This window comes from Niveispirillum sp. SYP-B3756, from assembly GCF_009495745.1.
In the GTDB taxonomy this organism is placed as follows: domain Bacteria; phylum Pseudomonadota; class Alphaproteobacteria; order Azospirillales; family Azospirillaceae; genus Niveispirillum.
Map to the genome: position 1 here is coordinate 229,718 of NZ_WIDQ01000003.1, position 12,747 is coordinate 242,464.

The 12,747-nt window shown below is 63.6% G+C and carries 10 protein-coding genes and 1 tRNA gene; 4 read left to right on the forward strand and 7 right to left on the reverse strand.

Translation table 11 applies throughout. The features are described 5' to 3' along the window. Window positions 1–29: 29 nt before the first annotated feature. From gyrA to GE253_RS08095, 3 genes are all read left to right on the forward strand, one after another. Window positions 30–2,780, forward strand: a complete 2,751-nt coding sequence (gyrA, locus tag GE253_RS08085; RefSeq protein ID WP_348770794.1) for a DNA gyrase subunit A — start codon at window positions 30–32, stop codon at window positions 2,778–2,780. Window positions 2,781–2,859: 79 nt separating this feature from the next. Next, window positions 2,860–3,387 carry a pantetheine-phosphate adenylyltransferase gene (coaD, locus tag GE253_RS08090; protein ID WP_153203620.1) on the forward strand — a complete coding sequence of 176 codons (528 nt, stop codon included), beginning with the start codon at window positions 2,860–2,862 and terminating at the stop codon, window positions 3,385–3,387. Window positions 3,388–3,483: 96 nt separating this feature from the next. Then, window positions 3,484–3,559, forward strand: a tRNA-Lys gene (locus GE253_RS08095). 69 nt (window positions 3,560–3,628) lie between these two features. Here the strand turns inward: GE253_RS08095 and GE253_RS08100 are convergent. The 4 genes from GE253_RS08100 to GE253_RS08115 are packed head-to-tail and all read right to left on the reverse strand — an operon-like array spanning window position 3,629 to window position 8,225. After that, window positions 3,629–5,728, reverse strand: a complete 2,100-nt coding sequence (locus GE253_RS08100; RefSeq protein ID WP_153203621.1) for a TonB-dependent receptor — start codon at window positions 5,726–5,728, stop codon at window positions 3,629–3,631. Continuing rightward, window positions 5,725–6,504 carry an ATP-binding cassette domain-containing protein gene (locus GE253_RS08105; protein ID WP_153203622.1) on the reverse strand — a complete coding sequence of 260 codons (780 nt, stop codon included), beginning with the start codon at window positions 6,502–6,504 and terminating at the stop codon, window positions 5,725–5,727. The genes GE253_RS08100 and GE253_RS08105 overlap by 4 nt, the downstream gene beginning before the upstream one ends. Further along, window positions 6,497–7,237: an ABC transporter permease subunit gene (locus tag GE253_RS08110; protein ID WP_348770795.1), complete on the reverse strand. Its 741-nt coding sequence runs from the start codon at window positions 7,235–7,237 to the stop codon at window positions 6,497–6,499. The genes GE253_RS08105 and GE253_RS08110 overlap by 8 nt, the downstream gene beginning before the upstream one ends. Before the next feature lie 4 nt (window positions 7,238–7,241). Beyond that, entirely contained in the window at window positions 7,242–8,225 is a 984-nt protein-coding gene (locus GE253_RS08115) for an ABC transporter substrate-binding protein (RefSeq protein WP_153203623.1), read from the reverse strand. A 348-nt stretch (window positions 8,226–8,573) separates the two neighbouring features. Here GE253_RS08115 and GE253_RS08120 point away from each other — a divergent pair, with 348 nt between their 5' ends. Continuing rightward, window positions 8,574–9,962: a porin gene (locus tag GE253_RS08120; RefSeq protein WP_153203624.1), complete on the forward strand. Its 1,389-nt coding sequence runs from the start codon at window positions 8,574–8,576 to the stop codon at window positions 9,960–9,962. A gap of 241 nt (window positions 9,963–10,203) precedes the next feature. Here GE253_RS08120 and GE253_RS08125 read toward each other — a convergent pair whose 3' ends face one another. From GE253_RS08125 to GE253_RS08135, 3 genes are read right to left on the reverse strand one after another with little or no spacing between them, the layout of a single operon-like run. Continuing rightward, window positions 10,204–11,004 carry an ABC transporter permease gene (locus GE253_RS08125; protein ID WP_153203625.1) on the reverse strand — a complete coding sequence of 267 codons (801 nt, stop codon included), beginning with the start codon at window positions 11,002–11,004 and terminating at the stop codon, window positions 10,204–10,206. Continuing rightward, window positions 11,001–11,741, reverse strand: coding sequence for an ABC transporter ATP-binding protein (locus GE253_RS08130; protein ID WP_348770796.1), 741 nt, complete (start codon window positions 11,739–11,741; stop codon window positions 11,001–11,003). Before GE253_RS08130 ends, GE253_RS08125 begins: the two co-directional genes overlap by 4 nt. Continuing rightward, window positions 11,738–12,703 carry a YVTN family beta-propeller repeat protein gene (locus GE253_RS08135; protein ID WP_153203627.1) on the reverse strand — a complete coding sequence of 322 codons (966 nt, stop codon included), beginning with the start codon at window positions 12,701–12,703 and terminating at the stop codon, window positions 11,738–11,740. Before GE253_RS08135 ends, GE253_RS08130 begins: the two co-directional genes overlap by 4 nt. Between the last annotated feature and the right edge of the window lie 44 nt (window positions 12,704–12,747).

Sequence of the window (12,747 nt, forward strand, 5' to 3'; positions counted from 1 at the left end):
TTCCGACACGTAATGACGAGTTCCGCTCGGTGACTTCCACGCCCGCTCTGCCGTCCGATATCTCGCCCATCACCATCGAAGATGAGATGCGGCGTTCGTATCTCGATTACGCCATGAGCGTAATCGTCAGTCGCGCGTTGCCGGATGTGCGCGACGGGTTAAAACCCGTGCATCGCCGCATCCTCTACGCCATGAAGGAAGGCGGTTACGACAGCACCAAGCCATATAAGAAATCGGCGCGTATCGTCGGTGACGTTATGGGTAAATACCATCCGCACGGCGACAGCGCGATTTATGATGCCATGGTCCGCATGGCGCAGGATTTCTCGATGCGCCTGCCCCTGATCGATGGTCAGGGCAATTACGGCTCCATGGATGGCGACGCTGCGGCGGCCATGCGTTACACCGAGGCCCGGCTGGCCAAGGTGTCGGAATTCATGCTGGATGATATCGACAAGGAAACTGTCGATTTTCAGGCCAACTATGACGAATCGCTGGAAGAGCCGACGGTTCTGCCGGCCAAGTTCCCCAATCTGCTGGTCAATGGTGCCGGCGGTATTGCCGTCGGCATGGCCACCAACATCCCCCCCCATAATCTGGGGGAGGTGATTGAGGCCTGTCTCGCCTATATCGAGAATCCGGATATCTCGATTGATGAGCTGATCGATATCGTTCCTGGCCCGGATTTTCCCACCGGTGCCCTGATTCTCGGCCGTTCTGGCATCCGTTCGGCTTTCCATACCGGTCGTGGCAGCGTGATCATGCGCGCCAAGACGGAGGTGGAGGAGATCCGCAAGGATCGCTGGGCCATCGTTGCCACTGAAATCCCCTATCAGGTCAACAAGTCCAAGCTGCTGGAACGCATTGCCGAATGCGTGAATGAAAAGCTGGTGGAAGGCATCAGCGACGTTCGTGACGAATCCGACCGCGACGGTGTGCGCGTTGTGGTGGAACTGAAGCGTGATGCCGTGCCGGATGTGGTGCTGGCCCAGCTTTTCCGCCACACCGCGCTGCAGACCAGCTTCGGCGTCAATATGCTGGCGCTGAATGGCGGCCGGCCGGAATTGCTGGACCTGAAGGCGATTATCGCCGCCTTCGTCCGCTTCCGCGAACAGGTTGTCACCCGCCGGATCGAGTTCGAGCTGGGCAAGGCGCGCGAACGCGCCCACACCTTGGTTGGTCTGGCCGTGGCCGTGGCCAACCTGGATGACATGATCGCCCTGATCCGCTCAGCGCCCGACCCGGCGACGGCGCGCGAACAGATGATGGCGCGTGACTGGCCGGCGCGTGATGTGGCCCCGCTGATCGCCCTGATCGACGAGCCGGGCCGCACCCTGTCGGAGGCTGGCACCTACAAGCTGTCGGAAGTGCAGGCCCGCGCCATTCTGGACCTGCGCCTGCATCGGCTGACCGGGCTGGAGCGCGACAAGATCGGCGAGGAACTGACCGGCGTTACCGATCAGATCAAATATTTCCTGGCCGTGCTGTCCGACCGCGCCATGCTGCTGGATATCATCCGCACCGAACTGGGGGAGATGAAGGAACGCTTCGCCACCCCGCGGCGGACGATGATCGAGGAATCGGAGTTCGAGAGCGACATTGAAGACCTGATCCAGCGGGAGGATATGGTCGTCATCGTCACCCAGGGCGGCTATATCAAGCGCGTGCCGGTTTCGACATACCGGGCGCAGGCTAGAGGCGGCAAGGGCCGTTCCGGCATGAACCTGAAGGCGGAGGATAATGTCTCCGACCTGTTCGTTGCCAATACCCACACGCCGATGCTGTTCTTCACCAGCCGTGGCATCGTGCATAAGCTGAAGGTCTGGCGCTTGCCCCAGGGCACGCCGCAGACCCGCGGCAAGGCCCTGGTCAATCTGCTGCCGTTGGAGGAGGGGGAAACCATCTCCACCGTCATGCCGATGCCGGAGGATGAGGGCACCTGGGGCGCGCTGCAGATCGTGTTTGCCACCAGCAAGGGCGGCATCCGCCGTAACAAGCTGTCGGACTTCCAGAATATCCGAGCCAATGGCCTGATCGCCATGAAGCTGGAGGAAGAGGGCGAAAACCTGATCGCTGTGCGCACCTGTGGCGAAAGCGATGATGTGCTGCTGGCCACACGCCTCGGCCGCTGCATCCGCTTTGATGTGTCGGATGTGCGCGTGTTCAGCGGCCGTACCTCCACCGGCGTGCGTGGCATCAAGCTGGCCGACGGTGATGAGGTGATCGGCATGTCGATCCTGCACCACACGGATTACAGCGCCGATGAACGCGCCGCCTATCTGAAGCAGGCGCGTGAGCTGCGCCGGGCCGAGGGTGAGGAGACCGATGATGCGGTGGATGTCGAGGCCGAACCCGTGGAAGGCGCGGCGGAACTGTCACCCGAACAGTTCGCTGAGATGCAGGCGCGCGAACAGATGATCCTGACCGTTTCCGAGCAGGGTTATGGCAAGCGGACCTCGGCCTATGAATACCGGCTGACGGGCCGTGGTGGCCAGGGCATCTGGAACATGGATATGGGTGATCGCAACAAGGCCATCGCCGCCGTGTTCCCGATCAACGACACCGACCAGTTGATGATGGTCAGCGATTCGGGCCAGGTGATCCGGATGCCGGTGCACGATATCCGCCTGACCGGCCGCAAGAGCAAGGGTGTCACCCTGTTCCGCTTGGCGGGGGATGAACGCGTCGTCTCTGTCGCCCGTCTGGAAGATGATGGCGGCGATGCCGGTACGGAGGGTGGCGACGATGCCGCCCCCGTGGCGGCAACTGATCAACCGTAACAATATTGCAGGTGACAGGCCAGTCCCCCTGGGGGCTGGCCCTTGTCTTGGCGTCACCGTAGCGGGGAGGGGAGTTGAGATGACGGGCAAGCGTCGGATCGGTGTGTATCCGGGAACCTTCGACCCGATCACCAATGGTCATTTTGACATCATCCAGCGCGCTGCGCGGACGGTGGATCATCTGATCATCGGTGTCGCCAGCAATGCCGGCAAAGGCCCGCTTTACACCACGCAGGAGCGGGTGGAACTGGTGGCTGGCGAGCTGGAACAGTTGACCAAGCAGGGAATCAGCGTTGAGGTCCGGCCCTTCGACAAGCTGTTGATGCATTTCGCTGTCGATTGCGGCGCTTCGGTGATCATCCGGGGGCTGCGCGCTGTTTCGGATTTCGAATATGAATTCCAGATGGCCGGCATGAATGCGCGCCTGAATCCGTCCGTGGATACGGTGTTCCTGATGGCATCCGACCGCCACCAGTTCATCTCTTCGCGCTTTGTGAAGGAGATTGGCCGGCTGGGTGGTGACATCAACCATTTCGTCAGCCCCCGGATTGCTGCCAGCCTGAAGGCCAAGTTCGAGGAGGAGCGTCAGCAGGGCAAGGTCGGCTGACCTGCCCGGCGGATCATGCAAAGGTGCTTTGCAGATGATTGTGATGGTTGACGAACCGCCTTCATCTGCTTATGGTCCGCCCCACTTTCGAGGAGCGATTCCGTAGCTCAGTTGGTAGAGCACGTGACTTTTAATCATGGGGTCGTGGGTTCGAATCCCACCGGAATCACCATTCTCAAAGTAAAATCAATAGGTTACGAAAAGGCCCGGACGTTGTTCCGGGCCTTTTCGTTTGTCACCATCACAACCGGACGCGCACGCCGGCCAGCCATTGGCGCTCCGGGCCGATATTGGTCAGACCGTCGCTGCGGCGGCCGGTTTCAACCCGTTCGCCGGTGACATTCTCCGCCGTGGCGTAGAATTCCAACTGTTGATCCACCCGCCATGCGGCATAAAGATCACCAACAATGAAGCCGTCCAGGGTGCCGAGATTGCGGCTATCCTCGAACTGTTTGCCCGCAGCCCGGACCTGGGCGCGCAGGGTCAGTTCCGGGCGCGGGGTCCATGTCACGTCAACCGTGCCGGAATGCCGGGGTGCCTGGCCCAGTCGATTGCCCCGCAACGCCGCCATCGTGCCGGGATCGGTGATCTCGCTGTCGCTGAAGAGATAGGCAGCGCCAAAACGTAAGCTCGGTGCGGCCTGCCAGGCGATTTCCGCCTCCAGCCCCTGCACCTCAACGCGGGGCAGGCCCCGGCGCTGGGCCAGGCTGCCGCCCGCCGGCACGAAGATCCCCAGTTCGGCGTTGGTGCCGGGGCTGGTCTGGATAACCACATTATCCACGGCATTCTTCAGCCGCACATGAAACAGGGTGGCGTTGGCCGTGATCCCGGCACCAGGGCTTAGACGAAGCCCGGCCTCCACTCCGCGCATTCGTTCCGGCTGCAAACCGGGATTGGCCTCGGTTATATCATTGCCGACCCGGAACGGACGATAAAGCTCGTTCAGGGTGGGCAGGCGGAAGCCGGTATAGGCGGCCACCCGCAGGCCCAGCAGGTCGCTGGCCTGCCAGTCGATGCCGGCGCGGCCATTGGCGACGGTGCCGTCGCGCTTGGCATAGCGGTCATTGCGCAACAAGGTACCGCTGGCAATGTCGCTTTCAATCCGGCGGCCATCGCTGTTGCGCCAGGCATCCAGCCGGCCGCCGGCGGAAACGGTCAGCCCCTGAATGCCGGTCCAGGCATGTTCGAAAAACAGGCCGGCAACGGACTGGCTGCCGCCAGCATCCCGCATTCTGGTGTAGCGGCCGGCGCTATAGGTCATCAGTTCGCGGGTCTTGCCCTCTGTTTCCCGGATATCGGCGCCGATGTCCGTCTGGTGTCCGTCCGCCGGGGAAAAGGCGACCTGCAGAATGCCGCCCTTGGCCGTGGCGGGGACGTCATACTGATGCAGCGAAGGGGTTTCCGCCGTGCGGGCCGCATTCACCCCGGAAAAAGTGCTGGCGAAGGACCAGTCCCGCCAATAGGCCACCGCTTCCCAATCGATCTTTTCCCCCGTGCCGACCAGCCGCAGGCTGGCCTCTGTCGCGTCGGTTGAATTGTTGGTATAGGGCGTGCCATTGCCCCGGCTTTCCTTGAAACCGGATAGTTTCGCTGTGGCCGTGACACTGCCCAGTTGGGTGGACAGGGTGCCATCCACGGCATAGGCATCGCTGTCGGCCTTGATATCGATGGGGCCGCGCCGTGACGGTTCCACCAGCTTGACGCCATCGGTGCGAAAGGCGCTGCCGGACAGGCCGAGATGCCAGCCGTCGGCCGAGCCCCCGACCGACGATTGCCCCATCCAGGTGCCGTTGCTGCCACCGGCCAGTTCCAGATCCAACCCGTCACGCTGCTTTGTTTCAATCCGGATGGTGCCGGCCAGGGCGGCGTTGCCCCAGGGGCCGGCACCCCCGCCACGGGTCAGCACCACATTGTCCACAGCGGCGGTGGGCAGGCGTGACCAATAGACCCAGCCGCCGAACGGATCGTTCGCCGGCACGCCATCAACCAGCACCAGCGTACGGCCGGCGCCGTTGGGCCCGATGCCGCGCAGGCTGACGCCCTGTGCCGTCGGGTTGGCGGTGCGTGAACCGGACCGCCGGAACAGGCTGAATCCCGGCACCGCCCGCAAGGCCTCGTCCAGCCGGCGCTGCGGCGCGGTGGCCAGGGTGGCCGCATCCATCACGCTTGGCCCATAGGCCCGCTCATAGGCCGGCACGCCCTCCCGCCGCCCGGTGACGACAATCTCCGCCACCTGGGTGGCATCGGCGGCCAGGGCCGGGGGTGCCAGGGCGGTCAGGGCAAAGCCTGCGATGGACAGAAACCGGCGGCGGGGCAGGCGGGTGGGCGGGTGCTGTTTCATTTCCAGGGTATCTCCGGCTCTGGCCGTTTTTCAGTATTGGATTGATCTATAATGGATGATTGCAGTGGCTCTGCGGTGTTGAGCTGCCGGACAGCCATGCTGATCTGCTGGGGGGATCGTTCACCCCGCTTGCCGGCCGGACGCAGTTCATTAATCACACCGGCTGGGCGGTTTCCAAGCACCAGGATACGGTCGGCCAATTGTGCTGCCTCTGCCAGATCATGGGTCACCAGCAGAATGCCCAGGCCTGGTCGTTCCTGCATCTGTTGCAACAACAGGGCCCGCAGCCGTTCGGCCAGTGCGGCATCCAGCGAAACCAGCGGTTCATCCAGCAAGAGCAGATCGCTGCCCATGGCGAGGGTCCGGGCCAGTGCTGCGCGGCGCTGCATCCCCAGGCTGACCTGTGTCGGGAACTGGCCATGGCTTTGCACCGGCAGTTCAACCCGCCCCAGCCAACGCCCAGCATGGCCCTTGTTCCGCTGGGGGGCGGGCAAGGCCATATCGACATTGGCCGCCAGACTGCGCCAGGGCAGCAGGCTGGGTTCCTGGAAATGCACAGCCGGATGCACATGGGGGGCCAGATGCCGTTCGCCGGTGAAATCACCATCCAGCCCGGCCGCCAGCATCAGCACCGTGCTTTTGCCGCAGCCGCTGGGCCCGACCAGGGCCACCAGTTCGCCCGCAGCCACGCTCAGCACCAGCCCGGCCAGCACCGGCACGCCGGCAAAGCGCTTTTCCTTGATCAGCAGGTGCAGCAGGGGGGTGCCGTCAGCCATGATCCCCCCGCCAGCGGCAGGCCCGCCGTTCCAGCGGCGCCATCACGGCCATTTCAATCATTTGTGCCACGATGACAAAGGCCAGCGCATAGGCCAGCAGGCTGGCCACGTCGAACAGTTGGAACGCCAGATGGATTTTGAAGCCGACACCATTACCCCGTCCCAGCAATTCCACCACCAGCACGATTTTCCATACCAATGACAGGCCATTGCGGGCGGCGGCAAACAGATAGGGCTGCAGGTGCGGCAGCAACAGATGGCGCAGCCGGTCCCACCGGCTGAAGCGATAGGCCTTGGCCATACGGGCCAGGGCGGGGTCCAGGGCCCGCGCGCCGGCGCGCACCTGCACCACCACATTGGGGATCTTGTTCACGGCCACGGCCCCGATGGCCGCCGCCTCCGTCAAGCCGAACCAGAGATAGGCCAGCACGATCACCACCAACGCCGGCACATTCAACGCCAGGGTCAGCCAAGGCCCCATGACATTATCCAGCAGGGATGACCGACCCATGGCAATGCCGATGGCGGTACCGATGGAGAGCGCCAGGATGAAGGCGGCGGCCACCCGTGCCAGGGTGATGCCCAGATGCAGCCAGAGCTGACCGGCCGCCGCCTCCCGCAGCAACACCCCGCCCACCAGGACAGGACCGGGCAGGGTGGGGCCGGCCACCGCCCAGGCTGCCACCTGCCAGACGATCAGGATTAACAGGGTGGAGAGTGCCGTTCGCAACACGGGCTCAACCCCAGGAGATCGGCCAGAAGGTGCCATCCGGGATGGTGGCCGCATCGCCCACCAGTTCCCGCCCACCCAATTCCGCCAACAGGGCGAACAGGCGGGCGGCATCCGCCCGCTCCGCCTCTGTCCAGCGCTGGGGGATGCCCTGGCGGAAGCGGTCGCGCAACAAGCGGGCGGTGGCATCGTCATCGGCGGCCAGCAGGGGACGCAGTGTCGTCCAGGCGGCATCCTCCTCCGCCAGGATCGCCTTTGCCTGCCGGGACAGACGGGCAAAGGCCGCCAAGGGCTCTCTGTTGCGATCCGCCCAGTCATCGCGGAAAACATAGCCCAGCGCCGGCACCGCCCGGTGCAGGCCCAGATCGCGGGCAAGCTCTGCCACGCCGGCCAATTGGCGCAGCCCGGCTGCTTCCAGCCTTGCGGCATAATGCCAATAGGTCAGCACCGCATCCAGCCGCCCGGCCTGGATCTCATGGGACAGCAAGGGCGGGGCAGCAAACAGGGACGTGACGCGGGCCGCCAGATCGACGCCATAACGCTGGGCCGCCTGCGCGCGCAACAGCAGCCAGCCCTTATCCACCGGCCCGCCGGCAATGCCAAGGCGACGCCCGGCCAGATCGGCCGTATTGCGGATGGGGCTGTCGGCCGGAACGATGATGGAACCGACAGAGCAGGAATAGGGGATGAAGGACATGCCGATGCCGGCCGCCCTTTGCCGGGCCACCCAGAGCCAGTCCGCGGCGATCATGTCCACCGCACCGCCCAGCAGCGCCACCTGTGCCGCCTGGGTGCCGGCCAGTTCCTGAACGGACAAGCCAAGGCCCGCAGCCCGATCCAGTCCATGCGCCTGTGCGGTGGCCATTTCCCATTGCACCGTACCAAAGGGCAGCAGGCCCAGCCGCAACGGTGCCGCATCCCCCTGGGCGGGTAAGGCGGCAAGGGCGGCGGCCCCAGCCATGAAGGCCCGGCGGCTGACGGTGGGCACCATCTCGCTTCCTCCCCGGAAGTGCTTATCATTGCCCCCATGCTACGGCCCCGATCAGCCCGGCCATATTAGACCAAGGAAGGATGTGTTGTTCAGGCCCCGCATAGCGGCAAGCAATATGGCGGCTTTCAGCGGGAAAACGGGCTGGTTATGGGCCGCCTTGATGAAATGACCTTCCCCCAAAGTTCAATAAACCAACGTCCAATATCAAGAGGCGCCAATGTCGCCTAACGTGTGGCGGTGAAATCTTCGCCATCTCACAGTTTTTCTTGAACCCGCCGTGAATATTCACAGCGGGTAAGGGGATAACTTGCCCGCAAGACGGGCCAATCATCAAAAGGGGAGGTAAAAATGCATCTGCGCAAGGTTCTGCGGTGGGGGGCGTGCGGCCTGGCTTTGGGGTTCGGGCTGGCCAACCCAGCTATGGCCGACACGACGGAGGAGTTGCTGAAACAGTTGAAGGCCAAAGGTATTCTCAGCGAGCAGGAATATCAGGCCCTGTCCGCCCGCCGTGCGGAGGAGGAAAAGGCAAAGCCGGCCCCGGTTGCCGCATCCGCCACCCCGACCGACCCCAGCCGCCTGCTGCAGGCCAGTGACAGCGGCGTCGGTTTCAAGGTCGGTGCGGTGAATGTGCAGATTTCCGGGTCCGTCAACGGTTTCTATGTAAAGGACAATGCCGACAGCCCCGGTCCGGGCAAGAATGTGGTGGGCGGGCTGGCCAGCGTGGGCGGCAATGATACCAGCGCCATCCGCAATGGTCTGTTGCCGGGCTTCCTGAAATTCGATGTCACCACCCGGCAGGGTGGTTGGGATGTGGGGGCACATTTCGGCATCTATCCCGGCATCAACAGTGTCAATTGGGGTGGGGGCGCAAACTCAGCCGGCCAGCCGACAGCGCTCACCACCTCCGGCATTGATTTTCGCCAGACCTATCTGACCTTCGCCCATGCTGGCTTTGGTGAGGTGAAGGTGGGGCGCGATATTGGCCTGTTCGGCTCCGATGCCATCCTGTCCGATATTACCCTGCTGGGGGTAGGCACGGCGGCCGGCAATGCCGCACCGTCCAACACCTCGCTGGGGCGCATCGGGCTTGGCTATATCTATACGGATTTCCAGCCCCAGATCACCTATACGACGCCCGATTTCGCCGGGTTCAAGCTGTCGGCTGGCATCTTCCAGCCGCTCGCCACCGCCGGGGAGAGCGAGTTGAACGATACGCCCGGCTTCCAGGCCAAGGCGACCTATGACATCAAAAGCGGCAAGGTCAGCGGCCGGCTCTGGGCCGGGGTGCTGAGCCAGGATCATGACCCGACGGTTGCCGGCGGGCCGGATTACAAGGGAACGGCCTTTGATGCCGGCGCCAAGCTGGGCATCGGCGATGCCGGGTTGCTGGGCTATTACTATACCGGCAAGGGTGTTGGCACGACGGGGCTTTTTGTGCTTTCCGCCGATGCCAAGGGCAACCGGCGCGACAGCGACGGTTTCTATGTCCAGGGTACCTACAAGATCGACAAGGTGACGCTGGCCGCCTCTTACGGCGAGAGCCATCTCGATCTGGCCAAGGGGGAGGTGAACCCGACCCTGTTGTCGGTCAACAAATCCTGGGTGGCCGCCACCCATTATGCCCTGACCGATTGGGTGACGCTGGTGGGCGAATATATCAACACCAAGGCCGAGGCCCATGGCGGCAACAAGGCCAAATCCGACACCATCGCCATCGGCGCGATCCTGTTCTTCTGATCCTCCCGGGTGGGGGCGGCGGGTGATCCGCCGCTTCCCACGCGACACTGCGACCGCCCGGCAGCACACCGGGCGGTCTTTTTTTGTCAGCCTTCGCCAGCGCCGGCCTTGTACCAAGTGGGGATGAGCAGCGCTCATCCCCACTTGGTTGGCGCGTTGAGCGCCCGCGCCTCCATGGGTGCGCAAGCCAAGCTGCCGGATGGCAGCGCCGGCGATTGAGGGCAATGATCATGATCCATGATCATTGCGACTTTGTATGGCGCGGCATCAGGCCGCGTGCCGGGTTATAGGCCCAGAAGGAGAGCAGCAGGAAAACCAGTGTCGCCCCGGCGACCCAGGCTGCCGCCGTCAGTTCCAACCGGCCATAAAGCGCGAAGCGGATCAGTTCCACCGCATGGGTGAAGGGGTTGCAGCGTGCAAGCTGATAGAGCCATTCGCTGCCCTCCCGCATCTTCCACAGCGGATAGAGGGCCGAGGACAGGAAGAAGGCCGGGAAGATGACGAAATTCATCACCCCGGCAAAATTCTCCAATTGCCGGATGGTGCTGGAGAGCAACATGCCGACAGAACCCAGCATCAGGCCCGCCAGCAACAGGGCGGGGATGACGGTCAGATATCCGGGGGCAGGGGCGGTCAGTCCCGCCAGGGCGGCAATGGCCAGAAAGGCGGCCACCTGCGCCAGCCCCACCACCGCGCCGGCCAGCAGCTTGGCCAACAACAGGAATTCCCGGGGCAGGGGGGAAGTCAGCAGCAGCCGCATACTGCCCATCTCCCGGTCATAGACCATGGAGAGACTGCTTTGCATCCCGTTGAACAGCAGCACCATGGCCGCCAGCCCCGGCAGCACATAGGTTTCATAGGTGATATAGGTGTCATAGGGTGGCTGCACCGAAATGCCCAGGGCCGCCCGGAAACCGGCGGCGAAGATGAACAGCCAGACCAGCGGCCGCACCAGGGCGGACACGAACCGTTCCCGTTGATGCAGAAAGCGCAGCATTTCCCGCCAGATGATGGCGCGCAAGGCGCGCAGATAGGCCATCATGCCGTCGCCCCCTCTGCTGTCAGTACCTGGAAGGCACCGGCCAGATTGTCCGTCCCGCTGGCGGCCAGCAGGTCGGCAGCGGGGCCGCGTGCCTGCACGGCACCCCGGTGCAGCAGCACCACATCATCACCTGGCGCCACCTCATCAAACAGATGCGTGGCCCAGAGCACGCTGACACCCTCTTCCACACAGAGCCGATGCACATGCGCCACCAGATCGCGGCGGGAAGGGGCATCCAGCCCGACGGTGGGTTCATCCAGGATCAGCAGGGGCGGCCGGTGCAGCAGGGCGCGGGCCAGTTCCACCCGCCGCCGATGGCCGCCATTCAACAGCCGCACCTTGTCGCCGGCCCGCGCGGACAGGGCGAAACGTTCCAGCAGCACGGCGATGCGGGAGGCCGTTTCTCGTCCGCCGAGGCCGCGCAGGCCCGCCGCATAGGTCAGGTTCTGGCGCACGGTCAAATCCAGATCCAGGGTCGGTTGCTGGAACACCACGCCCATGGCGCCCAGCCCGGCACGCGGGTTGCGCCGCAGATCATGCCCGCAAATCTGGATATCCCCCTGATCGGGGGTGAAAAGCCGTGTCAGCAGCCCCATCAGGGTGGATTTGCCCGCCCCATTGGCCCCCAGCAGGGCGGTGAAGCGGCCGGGCGCCACGGTAAAATCAACATCCCGCAGGGCGAACCCGCCCTTGCCATAGGCAAAACGCAGGCCGGTGACGGAAAGGGCGGCCGTCACGGCACCACCACCGCGCCCCAGGGATAGCGCCCGACGGGGATGGATTTCACCACCTTCAACGCCTCCACATCAATGACGGAAACATCGTTGGAGACGCCATTGGTGGTGAACAGCGTCTTGCCATCCGGCGAAAGCGCCATGTGCCAGACCCGGCGGCCCACCAGCAGATAATCCTTCACCTGAAAGCTGGCCGTATCCACAACCGCCACATGGTTGGCCGGCCCCAGCGCCACAAAGGCCAGCCTTCCATCCCGAGACAGCTTGATACCGACCGGCTGCAGCTTGTCCGCCTGTACGCCCTTGATGGCAAAGCCGATGGTCTGGCGCACCTGCCGGCTGGCGACATCAATCACCTTCACCGTGCCGCCAATTTCCGCCGATACCCAAAGCTGTTTGCCATCGGCGGAAAATTCGGCATGGCGGGGTCGGGCATCCACCTGGGTATTATCCACTAATTGCCGGGTGGCGGTGTCGATCCAATGGACCATGTTGGTAGTCTCTGACGTATTGACCGCCCATTTGCCGTCGGGGCTGACGGCCATCCCCTCCGGCTCCACCCCGACATCAATCTGATAGGCGACGGCGCGGCTGGGCACATCCACCACGGTGACGACATTATTGTCTTCATTGGCGATGAAAAGATGGGTGCCGTCGGGGGCAAGGGCGAATTGTTCGGGATCGTCACCCGATGGCAGGTCGTACAGCAGCTTGCCGGTGGCAATATCCAGCACCTGCACCGTGTCATCATCGCTGGCACAGATGTAAAGCTGCTTGCCATCGGCGGAAAGCGTGATGCCGCGCGGCCGCGCGCCCACCTTGATGGTGCCGGTCACCGTCAAGCTGGATGTGTCGATCAGGGTCAGGCTGTTATCCCGTTCATTGGAAACATAAAGCGTGCCGGCCTGTGCCGGCAGCGTCATGGCCAAGCCCAACAAAGCTGGCAATCCCCATCGCCGCATCATGCCTCTCCCCTCGACAGGCTTTTCCAGCCCTTGAATGGCAAGCC